General features: G+C 36.3%; 22 protein-coding genes and 1 pseudogene. 14 read left to right on the forward strand and 9 right to left on the reverse strand.

What is annotated here, in order from left to right; all coding sequences use genetic code 11:
- Window positions 1–264: 264 nt before the first annotated feature.
- The 3 genes from F6K18_RS18810 to F6K18_RS18820 all read right to left on the reverse strand — a co-directional run bounded on the left by F6K18_RS18810 (window position 265) and on the right by F6K18_RS18820 (window position 1,862).
- Entirely contained in the window at window positions 265–813 is a 549-nt protein-coding gene (locus tag F6K18_RS18810; protein WP_353735111.1) for a CHAT domain-containing protein, read from the reverse strand.
- 226 nt (window positions 814–1,039) lie between these two features.
- On the reverse strand, window positions 1,040–1,243 hold the full coding sequence (locus F6K18_RS18815) for a hypothetical protein (protein ID WP_287522824.1): 204 nt from the start codon (window positions 1,241–1,243) through the stop codon (window positions 1,040–1,042).
- 394 nt (window positions 1,244–1,637) lie between these two features.
- Window positions 1,638–1,862: a hypothetical protein gene (locus tag F6K18_RS18820; RefSeq protein ID WP_287522825.1), complete on the reverse strand. Its 225-nt coding sequence runs from the start codon at window positions 1,860–1,862 to the stop codon at window positions 1,638–1,640.
- 43 nt (window positions 1,863–1,905) lie between these two features.
- On the opposite strand from F6K18_RS18820, the gene rdgB reads away from it, so the two are divergent.
- Complete coding sequence (rdgB, locus tag F6K18_RS18825; RefSeq protein WP_287522826.1) at window positions 1,906–2,511, forward strand: RdgB/HAM1 family non-canonical purine NTP pyrophosphatase; 606 nt, start codon at window positions 1,906–1,908, stop codon at window positions 2,509–2,511.
- 114 nt (window positions 2,512–2,625) lie between these two features.
- On the opposite strand, the gene F6K18_RS18830 is transcribed toward rdgB, so the two are convergent.
- Window positions 2,626–3,177 (reverse strand): hypothetical protein, encoded by a 552-nt coding sequence (locus F6K18_RS18830; RefSeq protein ID WP_287522827.1) that lies wholly within the window; start codon window positions 3,175–3,177, stop codon window positions 2,626–2,628.
- 51 nt (window positions 3,178–3,228) lie between these two features.
- Window positions 3,229–3,753, reverse strand: a complete 525-nt coding sequence (locus tag F6K18_RS18835; protein ID WP_287522829.1) for a cyclic nucleotide-binding domain-containing protein — start codon at window positions 3,751–3,753, stop codon at window positions 3,229–3,231.
- A 181-nt stretch (window positions 3,754–3,934) separates the two neighbouring features.
- Between F6K18_RS18835 and F6K18_RS18840 the strand changes: the two genes are divergently transcribed.
- The 7 genes from F6K18_RS18840 to F6K18_RS18870 all read left to right on the forward strand — a co-directional run bounded on the left by F6K18_RS18840 (window position 3,935) and on the right by F6K18_RS18870 (window position 7,871).
- Window positions 3,935–5,212 carry an FGGY-family carbohydrate kinase gene (locus F6K18_RS18840; protein ID WP_287522830.1) on the forward strand — a complete coding sequence of 426 codons (1,278 nt, stop codon included), beginning with the start codon at window positions 3,935–3,937 and terminating at the stop codon, window positions 5,210–5,212.
- An 81-nt stretch (window positions 5,213–5,293) separates the two neighbouring features.
- Window positions 5,294–5,419 (forward strand): hypothetical protein, encoded by a 126-nt coding sequence (locus tag F6K18_RS18845; RefSeq protein WP_287522832.1) that lies wholly within the window; start codon window positions 5,294–5,296, stop codon window positions 5,417–5,419.
- A 173-nt stretch (window positions 5,420–5,592) separates the two neighbouring features.
- Window positions 5,593–5,718 carry a hypothetical protein gene (locus F6K18_RS18850; RefSeq protein ID WP_287522832.1) on the forward strand — a complete coding sequence of 42 codons (126 nt, stop codon included), beginning with the start codon at window positions 5,593–5,595 and terminating at the stop codon, window positions 5,716–5,718.
- A gap of 5 nt (window positions 5,719–5,723) precedes the next feature.
- The gene (locus F6K18_RS18855; protein ID WP_287522833.1) at window positions 5,724–5,888 is read left to right on the forward strand and encodes a hypothetical protein; all 165 of its coding nucleotides are present in this window, start codon (window positions 5,724–5,726) and stop codon (window positions 5,886–5,888) included.
- Window positions 5,889–5,893: 5 nt separating this feature from the next.
- Window positions 5,894–6,061, forward strand: coding sequence for a hypothetical protein (locus tag F6K18_RS18860; RefSeq protein ID WP_287522834.1), 168 nt, complete (start codon window positions 5,894–5,896; stop codon window positions 6,059–6,061).
- A gap of 5 nt (window positions 6,062–6,066) precedes the next feature.
- Window positions 6,067–6,192 carry a hypothetical protein gene (locus tag F6K18_RS18865; protein ID WP_287522835.1) on the forward strand — a complete coding sequence of 42 codons (126 nt, stop codon included), beginning with the start codon at window positions 6,067–6,069 and terminating at the stop codon, window positions 6,190–6,192.
- A gap of 1,109 nt (window positions 6,193–7,301) precedes the next feature.
- Window positions 7,302–7,871, forward strand: coding sequence for an ADP-ribosyltransferase (locus F6K18_RS18870; RefSeq protein WP_287522837.1), 570 nt, complete (start codon window positions 7,302–7,304; stop codon window positions 7,869–7,871).
- 1,264 nt (window positions 7,872–9,135) lie between these two features.
- Here the strand turns inward: F6K18_RS18870 and F6K18_RS18875 are convergent.
- The 3 genes from F6K18_RS18875 to F6K18_RS18885 all read right to left on the reverse strand — a co-directional run bounded on the left by F6K18_RS18875 (window position 9,136) and on the right by F6K18_RS18885 (window position 14,153).
- The gene (locus F6K18_RS18875; RefSeq protein WP_287522839.1) at window positions 9,136–9,600 is read right to left on the reverse strand and encodes a GAF domain-containing protein; all 465 of its coding nucleotides are present in this window, start codon (window positions 9,598–9,600) and stop codon (window positions 9,136–9,138) included.
- A gap of 25 nt (window positions 9,601–9,625) precedes the next feature.
- Window positions 9,626–11,185 (reverse strand): hypothetical protein, encoded by a 1,560-nt coding sequence (locus F6K18_RS18880; RefSeq protein WP_287522841.1) that lies wholly within the window; start codon window positions 11,183–11,185, stop codon window positions 9,626–9,628.
- Window positions 11,186–12,458: 1,273 nt separating this feature from the next.
- Window positions 12,459–14,153, reverse strand: coding sequence for a HAMP domain-containing sensor histidine kinase (locus tag F6K18_RS18885; protein ID WP_287522843.1), 1,695 nt, complete (start codon window positions 14,151–14,153; stop codon window positions 12,459–12,461).
- 41 nt (window positions 14,154–14,194) lie between these two features.
- On the opposite strand from F6K18_RS18885, the gene F6K18_RS18890 reads away from it, so the two are divergent.
- The 3 genes from F6K18_RS18890 (at window position 14,195) to F6K18_RS18900 (ending at window position 16,819) form a co-directional block, all read left to right on the forward strand.
- Window positions 14,195–14,323: a hypothetical protein gene (locus F6K18_RS18890; protein ID WP_275670304.1), complete on the forward strand. Its 129-nt coding sequence runs from the start codon at window positions 14,195–14,197 to the stop codon at window positions 14,321–14,323.
- Between the two features lie 920 nt (window positions 14,324–15,243).
- On the forward strand, window positions 15,244–16,677 hold the full coding sequence (locus F6K18_RS18895) for a TldD/PmbA family protein (protein WP_287522844.1): 1,434 nt from the start codon (window positions 15,244–15,246) through the stop codon (window positions 16,675–16,677).
- Window positions 16,661–16,819: a hypothetical protein gene (locus F6K18_RS18900; RefSeq protein ID WP_287522845.1), complete on the forward strand. Its 159-nt coding sequence runs from the start codon at window positions 16,661–16,663 to the stop codon at window positions 16,817–16,819. The genes F6K18_RS18895 and F6K18_RS18900 overlap by 17 nt, the downstream gene beginning before the upstream one ends.
- A 241-nt stretch (window positions 16,820–17,060) precedes the next feature.
- On the opposite strand, the gene F6K18_RS18905 is transcribed toward F6K18_RS18900, so the two are convergent.
- The gene (locus F6K18_RS18905; protein ID WP_287522847.1) at window positions 17,061–17,282 is read right to left on the reverse strand and encodes a hypothetical protein; all 222 of its coding nucleotides are present in this window, start codon (window positions 17,280–17,282) and stop codon (window positions 17,061–17,063) included.
- 26 nt (window positions 17,283–17,308) lie between these two features.
- Here F6K18_RS18905 and F6K18_RS18910 point away from each other — a divergent pair, with 26 nt between their 5' ends.
- The 3 genes and pseudogenes from F6K18_RS18910 to F6K18_RS18920 all read left to right on the forward strand — a co-directional run.
- Window positions 17,309–18,610, forward strand: a complete 1,302-nt coding sequence (locus tag F6K18_RS18910) for an APC family permease (protein ID WP_287522848.1) — start codon at window positions 17,309–17,311, stop codon at window positions 18,608–18,610.
- A gap of 91 nt (window positions 18,611–18,701) precedes the next feature.
- On the forward strand, window positions 18,702–18,992 hold the full coding sequence (locus F6K18_RS18915; protein WP_287522849.1) for a hypothetical protein: 291 nt from the start codon (window positions 18,702–18,704) through the stop codon (window positions 18,990–18,992).
- A 91-nt stretch (window positions 18,993–19,083) separates the two neighbouring features.
- Window positions 19,084–19,307 (forward strand): annotated as a pseudogene (locus F6K18_RS18920) (amino acid permease); the annotation flags it as partial.

The following is a 19,307-nucleotide window of genomic DNA, read 5'->3' on the forward strand; positions in this document are numbered from 1 at the left end:
CTAGCAGTAAATAAGAATGTATGAAATTAACTATGCAGAATATTTACTTGTCGGTATTCCTGATGTTTCAGTGCTGTAAAAAAAAGCCAAATTAAGGATCAAATTTTACAGAATCTTAAGTTGTAGTCACAGCAACTCCTATAAAATCTAAAAAAATAGATTGACATTTTCAAAGCCCATAAAAAATATTTACCAAGGACTACTAATAAGAGTAAAACCTGACCAATAGAAAGGATGAGAAAAATCTGTTTCTCCCAAGATTTGTCAACTCTGAGGTAAAGGAATTTCTCCTCTAGAAAATTTCAATTTTTCCCTCGTTAAATATACATCTCCTTGAATCATTTTAATTTGAGTTTTTCTGATTGTTTCGGCTTTAGTTGCTGCTGTTTTTAACTTTTCATAAAATTCACTCATTAAAACCAACGTACCAATATCGTTAACATACCACAAACTTGCTAGTACAGATTGAACTCCTGCTTGTAAAGCTAATCCAGCAAAACCTAACTCCACATCTCGATCTCCAACGGCTGTTTTACAAGCACTTAAAACTAATAATTTCGCAGTAGGATTGTTCCAATTAATCTCTTGAATTTCGTCTAAATGGAGTTGAGTATCCCACAATTGAATATAAGAATTTTCTGGTTTTCCGGGTTTAAATTCTGCATGATTTGCTAAGTGAATAATATTAAAATATTGAGAATAAAGTTGATTTTTTAAGTTTTTTAAGGTGAAGTCTTGATTAAGAAATAATTTTCCAGGCCAACCTCTAGAAATATTTTTAGCTGAGATATTTTTTATGAGGTTTCTATTTATAAAGTTGTTGGGTCAGACTTAAGTAAGAATTTGTGAAAAGCATCTGAGGATTAGTAATTTCATTATTAAATAATTTGACTTTACGAATGAGGCTTTCACGTTTGAGGGAGTCAATATCTTGAACTCAAGGTTTTTTTCCAGGATAAATTCAAAACAAAATGTAAATATTTTGATTCAGGAATTGCCCAAAATACCGCAGATATTATATTACTTTTTTGGCTAATTTCTAACAATTTTTGAGCCATGTCATTGCCAGTTTTTGAAACTTCTGAATTTCTCGATCAAAATAATCTTCAAATTCTTTTTCTAGTCTTTGTTCCATTTTCATGACTTTTTCTGACAGGGTGAGATTAGAACTGATATTGTATCTATCTGTCTGACTTATATTGACATCTTCAGAAAGGATTTTGTCTGAATTAAAACTAAGCATAATAATTAGGGAAAGAATTAACCAAAAAATTGTTAGACTAACTTTGTATTTGCTCTTAGGAGAGAAGAATTTTCGGAACATATAATACTTGGTTTAATGAATTGAAGATTTCAAACTAGATTTAAGTTATTTGTCTACCCTTAGAAAATAATATAGCAATTCCCATGCTGGTGAGGTACAAAATTCCTTGATTTTAGGGAGTAGGGAGTAGGGAGTAGGGAGTAGAGAGTAGTAGTTCTAGTTCCGTAGGAATCTATAAAGAAGAAAAACAACTGTACCTCATTAGTTTGGGAAACGCTATATTAACACAGTAGGGAAGTATATTTGATGGCACATTCCGGATATTTCATAGATGATTAAATTCCTACTCTATCTACTTTCCTCTCTCCATATTTTACTCAACCCATCTACGACAAAAAAGATAAATTACTACATAAAAAATGGTATCAAACTTATTCCTTCTGACTCCTGACTCCTGTCTCCTGACTCCTAAGCAGTAACCTAAATATTTGTAACAAAGATTTATCAAACTGGTATAACTCAGCTGATATTTCTCTTGACTAATGGTAACTTGCTTTGTTTTTAGTGTGGATACTTCAGCCTGGTTAAAGTTGATCAACGTGGTATTCTATTTAAGACAAAATAAATATTTATATAAAAGAATGACAAACATTACTCCCACAGAAACTACTCCTAAATTGCTAGTTGTCGCTACTGGTAATCCGGGGAAATTTCAAGAAATGCAGGAATATCTAGCAGATTTGAATTTACAATTACAACTAAAACCAAAAGATTTAGAAGTTGAGGAAACTGAGGAAACTTTTCTAGCTAATGCTCGCCTCAAAGCTAGTGTTGTGGCCAAAGCTACTGGAAAATGGGCGATCGCTGATGATTCCGGATTGGCAGTAGATGCTTTGGATGGCAGACCAGGTATTTATTCTGCTCGTTATGCTCCTACTGTTGCGGAACAAATAGAACGAGTATTAACAGAATTGGGGGATAACTCAAATCGTCAGGCACAGTTTGTCTGCGCTCTTGTCATTGCCAGACCTGATGGCACAATTGCATTAGAAACAGAGGGAATTTGCCGTGGAGAAATTCTATATAGTCTCCGTGGAAATGATGGGTTTGGTTACGACCCCATTTTTTATGTTCCTTCACAAGAAAAGACTTTTGCGGAAATGTCTGCTGAAGCGAAGCGATCGCTGTCTCATCGCGGTCAAGCTTTTCAAGTATTACTACCTAAGATGAAAGCTATTTTTGCCTAGTTTTCTGGGATACTATTTCTTTGATTAGCAGGGAACAGGGAAAAGTGGGAAAAAAAATTTCCCTGTCTTGCGGTTCATAATCAGTCTATACCAATCGCCTATCTGAAGACCATTTCACAATCCACCATCAGGTGATTTTTCTGAATATACCCAATTTTCTTCCCTATTCCCTGCTTGTAGTGCTATGCTTTCTAATAAGTATCGACGAACCGTATCAGCCTCTGTCACCGAACCAGCTAACGCCTTAATCAAAGCTGCTTGAGGGCGATAACGAAGTAACTCGGAAGTTGATGTAACCCAAATAGGTATAGGTCTAAACGTTCCTTGGGCTTTATCTAGAAGAATATTCATTGCCTCTACATTACCCATTTTGTAGAAAGGTCGCTTGGACATCACCTGAGATAAATCATCAAGGACGGTGTATTCTAAGGTTTCTCCTTCACGTTCAACCGCAAAATGTTCGCCACGAGTGAACTTCTTATTAACAAGAAAGGAATATTCTGGGTGAGCATAGGCAAATAATTGTAGACTCTCTTTAGTAAAAGAGGCATCACTCCGAAACCACTTCCCATCTAAATTTACCAAACAAAAATAGTGCCGAATATTTTTAGTAACCTTAAACCGATAAGCAGGTGGTAGAAATGGTATCAAGTATTTCGCTGCCACATTAGCTTCACCGTACTTAGCTTCAATTCCTAGTGCCCGTAATAATGCTACCTATAAATTAGCTTTAGTCGTACACATTCCAAAACCAAATTCAAACGTTTGGGAAGCTTTGACAAACCAAAAGCCAAATCGGTAAGGCATTGTTCTCACATAATCCCAAATATTGATAGCTGATTCCCAATCATCCTTACCTTTCAATAGGTTAGCTACATAACGAATAGAAGGATGGTCAAAATCGCAATGATTAGTAACAATATCTTTTGCTACTTTAATCTCCTCGGTAAATTCCATCATTCTAATTTCCATATAAGGAGCAATTCCAATTAAGAGGTGAGACATCAAAATAGTTGTTTCTACATCATCTTTTTGAAATAATTTATCTCGAGTAACACACCACAAAGTGCAGCCATTTTCTCCGGCTTTTACTGTGCCTACACGCTCAGTTCCCAAAATAAAACCATTTTCGCCAATAAAATCCCCTGGGCCAATCCAAATTTCCGTGTCACCATAGTATAAAAAGACTTCACCTTCAAGTGTTATGTAGAGATGTTCTGATTTATCCCCATGAGTATACAAAACTTCATTTGGTCCTCAAACTACTTTTTTACCTAACCACTGTATTTTAAAAAGGACTTGTGGGGAAATCATCGTCGATAACTTTGTATCTGATAGCATTTTTAATTTTTGTACTAAACTATAACGTCTTAGTTTTTGTATATAATTTTCTAGTTTAAATTATAGCAAGTTTTTAGTTAAAATGAATTTATACTTAGGGCTTGATTTTGGCACTTCGGGAGCGCGTGCTGTAGTTATTGACTCGAATTTTCAAGTTAAAGCACAAACACAGTATGTCTGGGAAAATACTCAACAAAATAAATTGCCTCATGTTTGGCAAACGGCTTTATTTAATCTCATTTCGCATATTCCCCAAGAAATGCGAGGGGATATTCGAGCGATCGCTATTGATGGTACTTCGGCAACTGTACTATTGTCCAATAGTTATGGTCAACCTGTGACTGAAGCGCTTCTTTACAATGACAGTAGAGGAGTGGCAATGATGGATAAGTTGAGAAGTATTGCTCCAGATAATCATCCTGTTATTAGTGCGACTTCTAGTTTGGCAAAGTTGTTATGGTTGATTGAAAATATTTCTCTGTCAAATAAAAGTTATTATTTTTTGCATCAAGCTGACTGGTTAGGATTTCTGCTCCATGGAAAACTAGGAGTTAGTGACTATAACAATGTTTTGAAACTGGGTTATGATGTGGGCAATTTATCTTATCCAAACTGGTTGACTGATTTTGTTAATTCTGAAGTTGGGGGAAATATTCTTTTATCAGAAGTCGTTACACCAGGTGCAATAGTTGGGAATGTTACTCCAGAAGTTGTCGATAGTCTTGGTTTATCTCCTGAATGTGTTGTCTGTGGGGGTACAACAGATAGCATTGCTGCTTTTATAGCAAGTGGCGCTAATACTCCGGGAGAGGCTGTAACTTCTTTGGGTTCGACTCTAGTGCTAAAACTGTTGAGTCGCATTAGGGTTGATGATGCTAAATATGGTATTTATAGTCATCGTCTTGGAGATTTGTGGTTAGTCGGTGGTGCTTCTAATACTGGAGGTGCTGTTTTGCGACATTTTTTTACTGATGCTGAGTTGTCAAGTTTGAGTAGTCAAATAGACCCTAATGCTGAAAGTGGGTTAGATTATTATCCCTTGTTACAAAAGGGCGATCGCTTTCCGATAAATGACCCAGAATTACTGCCACGATTAACCCCTAGACCAGAAAATCCTATGAAGTTTCTTCATGGTTTGCTTGAAGGTATTGCCAAAATTGAATTACGAGGCTATGAATTGTTGCAAGCATTAAGCGCAGCTACTATCACAAATGTCTATACTGCTGGGGGCGGTGCTAAAAATCCTATTTTTACAGCGATTCGGGGACGGTATTTACAAGTACCTATTACGAAAGCTGTTTATACAGATGCAGCCTATGGTAGTGCTGTTTTAGCAAGTCGTCAGTTTATTGCACAATAGTTTTGAAATTTTTAACCGACTCACAAAAGCGATCGCCTTGGGGAATGGAATTTTACTTACACAGATGGTAAATTAAGGTTTTTGCCAGACTCTAGCAACAGAATAGATAAATCAAAAAAACTCCAACGTTATAGTTTTTCAACGGAATTCTTACCCACAAAAGCGATCGTCTTGGGGAATGGAATTATTGCACCGACGGTAAATTAAGGCTTTTGCCAGACCCTAGCAATAGAATAGATAAATCAAAAAAACTCCAACGTTATAGTTTTTCAACGGGTTCTTATTTATCTATTGTACAATAGTTTTGAGATGTTTAACCGACTCACAAAAGCGATCGCCTTGGGGAATGGAATTATTGCACCGACGGTAAATTAAGGTTTTTGCCAGACTCTAGCAACAGAATAGATAAATCAAAAAAACTCCAACGTTATAGTTTTTCAACGGAATTCTTACCCACAAAAGCGATCGTCTTGGGGAATGGAATTATTGCACCGACGGTAAATTAAGGCTTTTGCCAGACTCTAGCAATAGAATAGAGCCATCAAAAAAACTCCAACGTTATAGTTTTTCGACGGAGGTTTGTATTTATCTATTGTACAATAGTTTTGAGATGTTTAACCGACCCACAAAAGCGATCGCCTTGGGGAATGGAATTATTGCACCGACGGTAAATTAAGACTTTTGCCAGACTCTAGCAATAGAATAGAGCCATCAAAAAAACTCCAACGTTATAGTTTTTCGACGGAGGTTTGTATTTATCTATTGTACAATAGTTTTGAGATGTTTAACCGACTCACAAAAGCGATCGCCTGGGGAAATGGAATTTTACTTACACAGATGGTAAATTAAGGTTTTTGCCTGATTCTAGCAATAAAATAGATAAATCAAAAAAACTCCAACGTTATAGTTTTTCAACGGAATTCTTACCCACAAAAGCGATCGTCTTGGGGAATGGAATTATTGCACCGACGGTAAATTAAGGCTTTTGCCTGATTCTAGCAATAGAATAGATAAATCAAAAAAACTCCAACGTTATAGTTTTTCGACGGAGGTTTGTAGGCGTTGCTGAAATGTAATGGTAAGTAGCTGAAGGTAAAATTGAAAAACTTATGTTTTACGTTGATACTTAATCTAAAAATCATTACCATTCAGCAACGCCGGTTTGTATTTATCTATTGTACAATAGTTTTGAGATGTTTAACCGACTCACAAAAGCGATCGCCTTGGGGAATGGAATTATTGTACCGACGGTAAATTAAGGCTTTTGCCAGACTCTAGCAATAGAATAGAGCCATCAAAAAAACTCCAACGTTATAGTTTTTCGAGCTATCCTTGATATCAAATCCATTTAATTAGGTATAAAAATAATGTAGCAAACATTTATCACACTTGGTATAATATCATATCCGGATGATTAAGTATCATAAAAATATTCTCCCCTAAATATTGAAGAAATATCTCACATTTTCGCTCCGTTTCCAGTGTTCCCTCTTGAATTTACACCTATAGCAATGTGCGCTGGCATATTTACAAATTGCAGGAGGTGTCCAATAGCTAAAAGTCTTATCTGATCAGCTTTTTATTCCCCCTTCCGGAGCTGTTCCCAAATGAGCTGTTGCCTGCGCGCAGCGCTATACCATCGCGCCACCTAAGAATTTTATGTTCGCAGCGCGGAACGGAGTTCTATCGCGCTACCCGAGCGGACATGATATAACATGGTCATAACCTACACTCAAAAAGACCGTAATTTATCTTCATATTTTAGGAAGGTCTTGCTAAGATTTAAGTCCAGGTAGTTATTGCTAAAGTTTGTACTTTTACAAGTTGATCGGGAAAGTATTGATAGATTATTTCTTACTAATTTACTAATTAAATTAGAATTTATAGCATTTTATTAGGACTTATTAGTTGTTTATACTTATTGGCTTTTCTTTAAGAATTGTTGAGAAAATGCTGGCTATATTGGTTCAGGATCAATTTTAAGCTTCAAATTCACCCATCTGGGTGAGGCAAAAATTACCTGAATGAATGGGTTACTTTTTGAGTAATTTTAGGAGATAATAAAAAGTATCGAGTTGAGATGAATTTTATGAACAATGTTGTACTTTGCGAAAACAACAAACTCGTTGCTCAGGTTGCTAAATTAAGCGGAATGAGTTCTATTGAAGCAGTAGAATCATTATCAGCACTAGAACAATTTACCACTACAGATTTCCGTAAGATAAGACGAGCAGATCAAGAAGGAAAGAACGAACAAAACGTTAAAAATCTTAATAAATTTATGCACAAAATGCCCCCTTATGATGGTGATATTTATCGGGGTATGTCTTTTAGTGAAAAATCAATCAAATCTTTTATTCAAGAATTAAAACCCCATGGAGATTATACTTTAGATTCAGTCACCAGTTTTACTTCCGATCCAAAAGTTGCTGAGACTTATTCTGGTCATTGTTACCAAGTAGTAATTCGGGTCAAACATAACCACTCAGGAATTTCTATCGAGGATTTCTCAGCTATGTATAGTGAAAAAGAAGTATTAGTTCCCAAAGGTACTAAATATGAAGTAATGAATGTACCGAAGGAAGTTAAATTAGGGGAAGTAAATTATATTGACCTAGAAGAAATTTCCATTGAAGGGGATGATTTTGAGCAGAATTAACTGTTCATTATATCATGTCCGGTAGTATCGGTATAATTCTTTTCCCGTAGGGGTTTGGTCTCCAAACCCTCCACAAACTAGGAATTTTCACTCTTTTATGATGGTAGAATTTATCACTTCTGGCAACGGAAGTAAATTATATTGACCTAGAAGAAATTTCCGTTGAAGGGGATGATTTTGAGCAGAATTAACTGTTCAGATAAAATCCGGTAGTATCGGTATAATTCTTTTCCCGTAGGGGTTTTGCCTCCAAACCAACCACAAAATAGTGGATTGTTTCATCTTAAATGGTGCGTTAGATGGGAAGTGTGGGGAGGGTGGGGAGAAAAAGACACTAGAAACAAAAATCTGTTGCACAGTTTTAGGTGAAACAGTCCACACTCCTGACTCCCAAATAATTAAGATTAATATCATACACTCAGGACTTACGCATGAGGAAGGCAATTTCAAGCTTTGAGATTGCTTTCCTTACGGACTGCTCCGTAAACGCTGTCGCTCGCAATGACAGAAATACGTTTTCTTGCGTAAGTCCTAACACTAATTCACCAACGCCATCTTTTTTAACATCAGGACTTACGCAGGGGGAACCCAGAAACCGGGTTTCTCGTAGATGTTTATTGTTAAAAACAATGATTTAGCGTAGAAACCCAGTTTCTTTGCGTAAGTCCTGAACATACAGCGGATTCCACCTTGGTGAGGTACACCCATCGCGAGCAAGATGCTCGCACTGGGAACATTTAATTTTTAATACCTGTACTTCATATACCTGGAATTTGCTGTAAAACTTGGGGATTATAGACAAGTTATGATTATGTATGGAAACGGCTTTTTCGGGATATCAAGTGCATTTTTCAATACACTTTCTTGAGGATTGTAGACAAGGTTCTGACTCCCCACTCCCCCTACAAGGTTTTCAGGAGTTCCTGATCAGGGATAGCTTTTAGGGAGGGGATTGACCAAGAAAGAAAAAAATAAATTTTTTTCCTTTGAAAGGGAGGTATTAATAACTGATAACTGATAACTGATAACTGATATAAAATCTGGGTAATTACTATATCCAAGTCATTGGGACGATAACACCGTGGAAGGAAGCAATCTCAGGGCTGACGTGAGATTGCTTCCTATCGTCGCAATGACGACTATTCAACGGGATTATATATGAAATGAACCTAGTGGATAAGATACCCGCACTAGAAATATTTAATTGTTAATATCCGTACTTCATCTACTTGGAATCTGCTGTATCAATTACTCCAAGAAAAGTTTAGAAGTGTATTGTTGCATCCATTGCTAGTGCTAAAATTTTAGAAGAATAAGAGCGAATATCACAAGCAAAAAAAGCAAGAACCATTAATACTTTTTCCTCGATTATCATAGGAACAGCAAAGCCTGTTATAACTCCAAAAGCTTTAGCAATTTGATTTCTCAAAAAATATCCTTCCGATTCAAGGGAGACATTTAATATCCATTCCGGCTGTTTGTATAACCAAACCCGTCCAGGTAATCCTTCACCTTCAGATATAATAAAATTGTAACTACAGAGGCGAAATTTTTCTAAATTATCTTGGTAATTACCCACAACAATATGGTAATAAGGGCTAAGTTCTAATAAATTATTTTCCCGGTTAGGTAACCAAATTTCACCATAATGAAAATCCGTCAATTTGCAGATTTTACTTAGAGTATCTTCCAGATGAGTTACAGGTATTTGCCTGATTAATTTCTCCATATTTTAAATTATCAATTAACCTCAATTAGCAACTAATTTCAGCATTTTTTCTGGCATAAAACCACCAATTAACAATTAAACAACTGAGGTAATAAACCGCAAAACCATACAGTGCATATTCAGGATGACCAGCTTTGATTTGACCACCAAAAACTTTAGGAATAATAAACGCACCATAAGCAGCAACGGCTGAAGTCCAGCCTAAAACTGGTCCGGCTTGATTTGGTTCAAAAATAATAGGAATCATCCGAAAAGTTGAACCATTACCTATACCAGTAGTAATGAAAAGGATGAGAAAAAGAATCAGAAATGGCATGAAATAAATTTCAGGAGTTTGAGAAACACTTGCTTGTTTAACATAATAAGCCACTCCTAAAGCTGAACCAATCATCACAATTGTATCCCAATGAGTAACATTTGCACCTCCGAGTTTATCAGACAACCAACCACCTAAAGGTCGAATTAATGAACCTACTAAAGGACCTAACCAAGCATAAGCAAAAGGATTAATCGCATTGGGATTTATTGTGCCATCTGGTAACTCTCCAAATACAACTTTAATTAATAAGGGAAAAGCTGCTGAATAACCAATAAATGAACCGAATGTCATGGTATATAACCAAGTCATAATCCAATTATGCTTATTCTTAAAAATCCGGTATTGAGGGGTGAGAGAAATTTGGAAAGGCTTTTGCACCATACCCATAATTACCACAGTCAAGGCAATTGTGATTGGTAAAACAATCCACATATTGATATTGACTACCAGAAGCATATATAACCCGATCGCTGCACTAACAAAAGCACAGAAAATTAGGGCAAGAGATTTTAATAAAGCTATTAAAGTGTCTTTGATTGTTGAACCAACATCGGGACTAGCTGTGATTAAATTATTCATGTTAAACCAAGCATTAATCACTAGGATGACTAAAATAGGCACCCAAACGAGTCCACAGTTTTGTATCCAAACTAATGTCCCGGCAGTTTTATCTCCTATGTCTGTAGGTAAGGGAATTCCCGGTCCACTGAAGGCTCCAAATAATGGAATTGTCATTACAAAAGGTAATAAAACCTGCATGACGCTAACACCGACATTTCCCAAACCTGCATTTAAACCTAAAGCTGCTCCTTGATTTTTCTTGGGAAAGAAGAAGCTAATGTTAGACATGGAGGAAGCAAAATTTCCACCTCCAAAACCTGATAAAGCAGCTAAGATAATGAATAGACTGTAGGGAGTATTGGGATTTTGTAGAGCTATCCCTGTACCTAATGAGGGAATAATTAGTAATGTTGTGGTGAGAACGATTACATTTCTGCCCCCGGATATAGCAATTAGGAAGGAATTTGGAATGCGTAAAGTTGCACCAGTAAGTCCAGCAACTGCACTCAAGTTAAAAAGTTGAGCTGTCTCAAATGGAAAACCTAAGTTCTTCATTTGTACGGTAATAATGCTCCAATAGAGCCATATAGCAAAAGCACATAATAAACAAGGGATAGAAGACCAAAGATTACGATTTGCTATTTTCGATCCTTGTTGTTGCCAAAAATCTATATTTTCTGGATTCCAATTAGCTATTTTACTCATCAATAATTTACCAATAATTATGGTCTAATAGAATAGAAAGGAGATAGTAGGTTATGTTAAATAAGTCAGGTTATTTCTGTATGAAAACTCCGAACTGTGACTGCTTGTAAAACTTTAATATCTCTCAAGAGACTGATGGTTATAGGTCTCAACTTTATTCAGCCCTTCCTACTTAGCTCCTAATTGATTATTAGTTTATTACCTTAAATTTCTTGGACATGCAATGGCTTAAAAACATTTCTTTACTAAAACAAATATATGTTTAGAAATATATATAAATCTTATATAGCAATATGAAATCATTCGTGAGAAAAAATTGTAGGGGTTTGGTCTCTAAACCAAAGCGCCAAGGGATTTGGAGACCAAACCCTGCATTGAGAAAATCTGACAACATAAGCGCGGATTGCTATACCAATTACTGAATAATTAACAATTAAATAATTCATTTGACATCTCCAGGGGTTGAAACACCCTGGATTCTGTGGTTAGTCCACCGCAAATGGGATAAATCCACATTTGCTTCAAGCCTATCAACAGACTCCTATACTCCTCGGCATAGAATGAAATCTAGCTGTGAGTTTACTTTTTTTTTGAATAGCTTTCACGAGTGGTTTTACTCAAGGAGCGAGCAATAAATCGCTGCTCTAGCTGCCTGCTTGCTTTTCGGTGCCGAATGCTGCGCAAACAGCCGTCGTAGTCAGCATCGTCCCCGTCTCCTGTCCACCGGAATCTCACCGCACTAGCGGTCATGTCATAGCGACAAACCTTGTTCTTACTTACTATTCCACTATTCCTAAGTATAGCATATTTTTATTACGCTTTATTACCCGCGTGTCGTTATTCAACCAGCCGTTCAAACGGGCTGGCTAACTTACTCCCGTCATTTTTTAGGTTTAAAGCTTCCCTTTTCAAGGGAAGAAACGGTAGTTTTGCTGGCGCATAATATCAAATCCGGTAGCATTGGTGTAATTTGTGGGGAGTTTGGGGAGTTTGGGGAAATAAGCTTCATATTTGGCAATAGCTGAAGATGGAACATTTTTTATACCGAACCCGAGCGGATTTGATATAACCCTCTTAATAGCTATCGCCGACATACAAAGGGGAAGTACTCTGTAAGAGCGAGCGTGTTATACTTTATTAACAAAAAAGATTCTAAGCATTTAGTTATTCGTGGTCAACTCTTCCTGCGGAATGCTTACTTAAAGATTAGGTATAAATTATTGAACTGGCAAGAAAATAGTCATAATTTCTCCTTCTAAAGATTAAGTATAAATTATTGAACTGGCAAGAAAATAGTCATAATTTCCCCTTTAGTTGGTCGTTGTCGCACTACTAATTTTCCTCCCATTGCTTGAAAAAGATTTTTAGTCACCTTTAAATTTAAACTAAGATTACCTGTTTCTGGTTGAAACATTAATAAAGGACCGATAGATTTAAAGGGTGTTTTTGTGCAACTTGTAAAAGGTGAGTGACTTTTTCCACCCATATTAGAATCAGATTTAAGCTGTAATTTTAACTGACTTCCAGCTAACATTACCTCTACCTGAATAAGACTGCCAGGAGGTAAATTTCGCGAAAAGTTTTCAATCAAATTTCCTAATACTTGGTCAAGCATAACAGGGTCACTAACAACCGTTGGCATATTAGGAGGTAAAATAACTTTTAGAGTGTGATTTCTTTGAGTTGCCTTTTGTTGCCAATGAGGTATACTATTTTCAAAGACTTGAGCTAGAGGAATAGTTGTTAATTGTAGGTATGAATGTTTTTCTTTTAAGAGTTGCTGAGTTTCTAATTCTGTCGCTCTAAAAATTAGATTAAAGCGGTTTATTTGGGAAGTGCATTCAGCATCAATCATTTGTAAACGCTTTTTTATTACTTCTTGATTTAGATGAGGACGTTTTAATAATAGGCGAGTTAAAGTCTGAATTGTGGCTAAAGGAGTTTTGACTTCATGGGCGATCGCTTGTAACAATTCTACATCAGGAGATTTGAAATTTTCAATGGGAGATTTTAGCGATACAGTAATTTCCCGGTCTTTTTGACTTTGGTCATCAGTATTGAGTTCTAATATTTTATTTTTACTATCTACAGTTGGTAAATTATCTAATAATAAACGACTAAATTTCATAACTATTTTATAGTCTGGTTCGCGGGGTGTAAATTTATCAAAAACACCGTCTAAAATTGCTAAATATTGAGAATATTGATCGATTATTTTTTGATGTTTATCGACATTTTGAGAATAAAAATGGGTAGGTAATACTATTCGTTGACGTAAGATAATCCATGCTCTTTCAACTACTTCTGGATCAAAAGAAAATTGAAAAGCTGGTGTATTATGTATATTTTTTCCTAAAACCATAACCAAACTAAACTCAGCAGTTAAAACCAAACAAAACTGCTCATTTGTTATTGGGTCTTGAGTTAATAAAGGCAGTATTGGTATAACATTAGAAAAGGAATTAATACTATCTGCTGCTGGTAATAGAGGCAAACTTTGTCTTCTAAAAATGGATAACCAGTCTGAATTTTCCTGTATTTTACTGGTAAAAACTGAAGTATAAAAATCATTAGTTAAAGCAGGATTTGTTAAGATAGGAGTAGGACTAGATAATACTAATCCACGATATGATTTGACATCAGAGAATAACGAATTAGGAGTAGTTTTTTTTGAATTGTTGATAAAATCTCTATCATTTAATGAATAAATAGTGTTTGTCATCTCTTGATTTTTCAAATCTTGAGAACCAGACTTTTTTGATGGATTTTCCAATAATTGATTAACAGTAGCGATCGCACTATACCATTCCTTTTGAGCCTTTGAATACAAATTTTGATTTCTCTGTCTCATAGAAGGAGGAGAATTTTCTTTTGCCAGTTCCATTGTTTTTTTAGGCAAATCATCACTTGACATTTCTAGGGCAAAAATGTCACTTATAGTTGGTAATATATAGTTATAGTTGTCCATTTTTTTCATAATATAAATAAATAATCTTAATTTATTAACTGTTGAAGAAGGAAGAAGGAAGAAGGAAGAAAAAATGGATGGGGATAGTCTTCGACAAGCCGCTCCGCGTCTACAACCTCCAACCAATTGTAAACACCCCCGTTGACGGTGGGGTATTAAACCCAAAATAAAAAGATAAATTTAAACTTCTACAGAAACTTTAACTAGCTTTGCTAAAAAGAATAGTAAAATAAAATGCAAAACTCTCAACCTTTTTTCTTGTCTTATATTTTAAATTTTGTGTATTCAGTTTTCCGCCCAAGAAGAAAAAATTGGATAATATTTAATTCATGGGAAAATTGCTCCTCTTCCTTAGTTATAGTCTTTCCCAAGCTAATGAGGTACAGTTGTTTTTCTTTTTTATCGATCCCTACAGAACCAGAATTACTACTCCCTACTCCCTAATGCCTAAAACCAAGGAATTTTGTACCTCACTCTTTTTGCGAATTGCTATATATTGAAGCATTCCCCGATTAGTTGTCCAAAAAATAAGTAAACCATTAATACTTAGGGTATCGGTATTTATCCGTTACTGATGTTGGTAGAACCGAACTAAATAACCGCAATGTCCGCTTATTATGACAAAAGTCAATAATTTGATTGTTGACTTGATAAAAAACTTTAACTAATACCAATTCAGTTGAAAGATTTCACAAATAATTTCGCTTCTGATGATGTGAAATAATTATTTTAAATTACTATATAGCAATCCTATTTTATTCGTGTCAAAAATCTTACTGCTTTTTAGGGAACACTTAACTGGGAACAGGAAACAGGTAAGAGTTTTAGTTTTTTTATTTACTTTTTGATTTGTCACGACCTATTTAGGATTGCTATAGTTAGTGTCAAAGTTTTTAGTCCTTATATTTAGCAATAGATATCATATAGCACTACGCAATTAGGGCACAGACAATACTAAATGCTGAAAGTAAGTTAGAGATTACTTGTAACTTGTAACTTGTAACTTGTAACTTTTGACTTTTGACTTTTAACTTGTAACTTTTGACTTATAAAAACCTGTACAATCTTTTTTAACTTATAAAAACCTCTAATGCCTGTATTATTGACTGACGCAAAAAATATATTATCCGACTTGCTCGCTAATTATAGTTCTCAAGTGGATTATTTGGCCATTCGCCTAGAAGAATCTCAAGGAACAGATATTCTATTGCGAGGCAACAAAATAGAAACCCTAAGCGAAGGTCTTTCCATAGGTGGTCAAGTTCGAGCTTGTTACCGAGGAGGTTGGGGTTTTGCCAGCTTTAATCAACTCTCAACCTTGAAAGACAGAATAGAAGAGGCGATCGCTGTGGCCAAATTGATTGGAGAAGAAGAAACAATTCTAGCTCCCATCCCCATAATTCAAGCAACTCATGCAGTTCATCTCACAGGTACAGATCCACGCCATATATCTTTGGCCAACAAAAAAGAACTATGCGAACATTATGGCCAAATATTGCGGAGTGTTGATGGTCGAATTGCCACCGTATCTGTTCGTTATGGGGATAGTACCCAAAAAGTAATTCTCGCTACTTCCGAAGGCACTATGCTAGAACAATCTTGGGTAGATATGGAAATACGTTTTGCTGCCACCGCCAGGGATGGGGAAACCGTACAAACAGGTAGGGAAACTACTGGTTCCCGCAAAGCTTATGAGGATTTAACTAATTTAGATAATTGTGTTCGTAGTGCTGCGGAAAGAGCTGTGAATTCTCTAGCTTTGCCTATTGTTCAAGGTAATACTTACACTGTAGTTATTGACCCAATTCTCACAGGTCTATTTGTTCACGAAGCTTTTGGTCATCTCTCGGAAGCAGATATGGTCTATGAAAATCCCGATTTATTGGAAGTGATGACAATTGGTCGGAGGTTTGGTCCGGAAAATTTACAAATATTTGATGGTGCTAAGGTGTCGCCCTTCCTAAATAATAATGTAGAAGAAGAAGTACATCGGGGTAGTTATATATATGATGATGAAGGTACTCCAGCAACTACTACCCAGTTGATTCAAGATGGTGTTTTGGTAGGACGTTTACACTCGCGGGAGACTGCGGGAAAATTGGGAGAAGCACCGACGGGTAATGCACGCTGTCTTGACTATCATTATCCACCTATAGTCAGGATGACTAATACTTGGATAGCACCAGGAAATACTCCTGCTTCAGATTTACTTGCTGATATTAAGGAAGGAGTTTATGCTCGCAACTGGTTGGGTGGAATGACTAATGGGGAAATGTTTACTTTCAGTGCTGGAGAAGCTTGGATGATTAGAAATGGTAAGTTAGCTGAACCCGTGCGGGATGTGACTCTTTCTGGAAATGTGTTTGAGACTTTGGCTGATATTGAGGCGATCGGTGATGATTTCTATTGGGATGAGTCTGGGGGTTGTGGTAAGGGTGGGCAAGATGGTTTGCCTGTTGGTTGTGGCGGACCGAGTTTGCGTATTCAGAATGTTGTTGTTGGTGGAGATGCTTCTGAAATTTGAAGGAAGAAGGAAGAAGGAAGAAGGAAGAAAGAGGGTGGGAAGTGTGGGGAGATGGGGAGATGGAGAGGTGGGGATATCGAGAAAGATGTGGCAATGGCGCTCAGATGGAACATTTTTTTATACCGAACCCGAAAGGATTTGATATAACCCCTACTGAAATGACTCCTTTGCCAAAAACCCGTACCCCGTGCAAAGATACCATAAGGATTCTATAGCAATCGAAGCAAAGGGGGCGGACATATCAAATGCTTAAAATTCAGACAACGCCAGATTTTTCCTTCTGCTATATAAAAAACAAAAATATAGCAATCACCGAATCAGATGTGAGAATTGAGGTGTTCCTTTATAAGGAAGGAATATAGCAGTTATCTTATTGATATATTTTATTTTTTTTCTTCTTCCCTGTTCCCTGTTCCCTGTTCCCTGTTCCCTGTTCCCTGTTCCCTGTTCCCTGTTCCCTGTTCTCTAAAAGTATCCAATATCTCACAACTAAAATCATATATCTTATTGATATATTTTATTTTTTTTCTTCTTCCCTGTTCCCTGTTCCCTGTTCCCTGTTCCCTGTTCTCTAAAAGTATCCAATATCTCACAACTAAAATCATATTACTATACTAAGGATAAAAATCTCATGACATCTCCGACTTTACTTCGACGAGAAATTGGTGTGTTCGGCGCTACCCTCATGGGTTTAGGTTCAATTGTGGGTACTGGAGTATTTGTCAGTATTGGTATTGCTGCTGGTATTGCGGGTCCGTCGGTAATTATTGCGGTGGCAATAGGTGCTGTTGTTGCTATCTGCAATGGTTTTAATAGTGCTCAGTTAGCAGCAAGTCATCCTGTGAGTGGCGGTACTTATGAGTATGGTTATAAATACCTGAATCATTGGTTGGGTTTTATTGCTGGATGGATGTTTCTGTTGGCGAAAAGTGCTTCTGCTGCTACTGCTGCTTTGGGTTTTGCTGATTATTTGCTGAATGCTTTTGGTGTGAATAATCAAACTTGGTTGGTGTTGACTGCTTTAACTGCTGTGGTTGTATTAACTATAGTTGTGTTAAGTGGAATTCGTCGTTCTAATTTTACTAATATTATTATTGTTTCGATAACGTTATTTTCTCTAGTTGTGTTTATCTTGGTAGGGGTGCCTCAAGTAGTATCGTCTGGTGGGGAAAATTTAACTCCTTTTTTTCCTGGGGATACACCTTTGGCATCTTTACTTCAAGCTGCTGCTTTAATGTTTGTTGCTTATACTGGTTACGGTCGTATTGCAACTTTGGGGGAGGAGGTGAAGGAACCACGACGTACTATTCCGAGAGCGATCGCCTTAACGATGTTAGTCACTTGTTTATTATATATGTCGATCGCTGTGGTTACTGTGGTAGTTGGTAAAGAAGTAATTGATAAATTATCTACAGCAGATGTTAGTTTAGCTGCTCCTCTGGAAGTTATTGCTAGAGTGGGAGGTTTAGGTGTTCCTGTGATTCCGAAGTTAATTGCTATTGGTGCTATTACGGCAATGTTGGGAGTGTTGTTAAATCTGATTTTGGGTTTGTCGAGGGTTTTGTTGGCAATGGGGCGTCGGCGAGATGTACCGAGAGTTGTTGCTAGGTTGAATAGTGAACAAACTACTCCTTATATAGCTGTGATAGTGGTGGGAGTGGCGATCGCTTTTTTGGTTTTAATTGGTGATGTGAAAACTACTTGGTCTTTTAGTGCTTTTAATGTTCTGATTTATTATGCTATTACTAATTTTGCTGCTCTGAAACTTTCTCCTGAAGAAAGACTTTATCCTAAGTGGTTAGGTTGGGTCGGTTTAGCTGCTTGTTTGTTTTTAGCTTTTTGGGTGGAGCAGCAAATTTGGTTAGTAGGTTTAGGGTTAATTTTAGTAGGTTTAATTTGGCATAGTTTAATTCATAGATTAATTAATGGATAGCTTGAATTTTCCTCTCAGTCAATCCTATCCGTTTTTAAGGATAGGTAATGATTAATGATTAATGATTAATGATTAATGATTAATTATTGCTGTGATAGTGGTGGGAGTAGCGATCGCTTTTTTGGTTTTAATTGGTGATGTGAAAACTACTTGGTCTTTTAGTGCTTTTAATGTTTTGATTTATTATGCTATTACTAATTTTGCTGCTCTGAAACTTTCTCCAGAAGAAAGACTTTATCCTAAGTGGTTAGGTTGGGTAGGTTTAGCTGCTTGTTTATTTTTAGCTTTTTGGGTAGAGCAACAAATTTGGTTAGTAGGTTTAGGGTTAATTTTAGTAGGTTTAATTTGGCATAGTTTAATTCATAGATTAATTAATGGATAGCTTGAATTTTCCTCTCAGTCAATCCTATCCGTTTTTAAGGATAGGTAATGATTAATGATTAATGATTAATGATTAATGATTAATTATTGCTGTGATAGTGGTGGGAGTAGCGATCGCTTTTTTGGTTTTAATTGGTGATGTGAAAACTACTTGGTCTTTTAGTGCTTTTAATGTTTTGATTTATTATGCTATTACTAATTTTGCTGCTCTGAAACTTTCTCCAGAAGAAAGACTTTATCCTAAGTGGTTAGGTTGGGTAGGTTTAGCTGCTTGTTTATTTTTAGCTTTTTGGGTAGAGCAACAAATTTGGTTAGT

Source organism: Okeania sp. SIO2C2, from assembly GCF_010692625.1.
In the GTDB taxonomy this organism is placed as follows: Bacteria; Cyanobacteriota; Cyanobacteriia; order Cyanobacteriales; family Microcoleaceae; genus Okeania; species Okeania hirsuta.

Excerpts from the sequence above, each read along its gene's own strand:
- F6K18_RS18880 (WP_287522841.1), bottom strand. The coding sequence starts at position 11,185 with ATGAGTAAAATAGCTAATTGGAATCCAGAAAATATAGATTTTTGGCAA.
- F6K18_RS18870 (WP_287522837.1), top strand. The coding sequence starts at position 7,302 with ATGAACAATGTTGTACTTTGCGAAAACAACAAACTCGTTGCTCAGGTT.
- F6K18_RS18900 (WP_287522845.1), top strand. The coding sequence starts at position 16,661 with ATGCTTCTGAAATTTGAAGGAAGAAGGAAGAAGGAAGAAGGAAGAAAG.
- F6K18_RS18875 (WP_287522839.1), bottom strand. The coding sequence starts at position 9,600 with ATGGAGAAATTAATCAGGCAAATACCTGTAACTCATCTGGAAGATACT.
- F6K18_RS18895 (WP_287522844.1), top strand. The coding sequence starts at position 15,244 with ATGCCTGTATTATTGACTGACGCAAAAAATATATTATCCGACTTGCTC.
- F6K18_RS18885 (WP_287522843.1), bottom strand. The coding sequence starts at position 14,153 with ATGGACAACTATAACTATATATTACCAACTATAAGTGACATTTTTGCC.
- F6K18_RS18815 (WP_287522824.1), bottom strand. The coding sequence starts at position 1,243 with ATGCTTAGTTTTAATTCAGACAAAATCCTTTCTGAAGATGTCAATATA.
- F6K18_RS18910 (WP_287522848.1), top strand. The coding sequence starts at position 17,309 with ATGACATCTCCGACTTTACTTCGACGAGAAATTGGTGTGTTCGGCGCT.
- F6K18_RS18840 (WP_287522830.1), top strand. The coding sequence starts at position 3,935 with ATGAATTTATACTTAGGGCTTGATTTTGGCACTTCGGGAGCGCGTGCT.
- F6K18_RS18905 (WP_287522847.1), bottom strand. The coding sequence starts at position 17,282 with ATGATTTTAGTTGTGAGATATTGGATACTTTTAGAGAACAGGGAACAG.
- rdgB (WP_287522826.1), top strand. The coding sequence starts at position 1,906 with ATGACAAACATTACTCCCACAGAAACTACTCCTAAATTGCTAGTTGTC.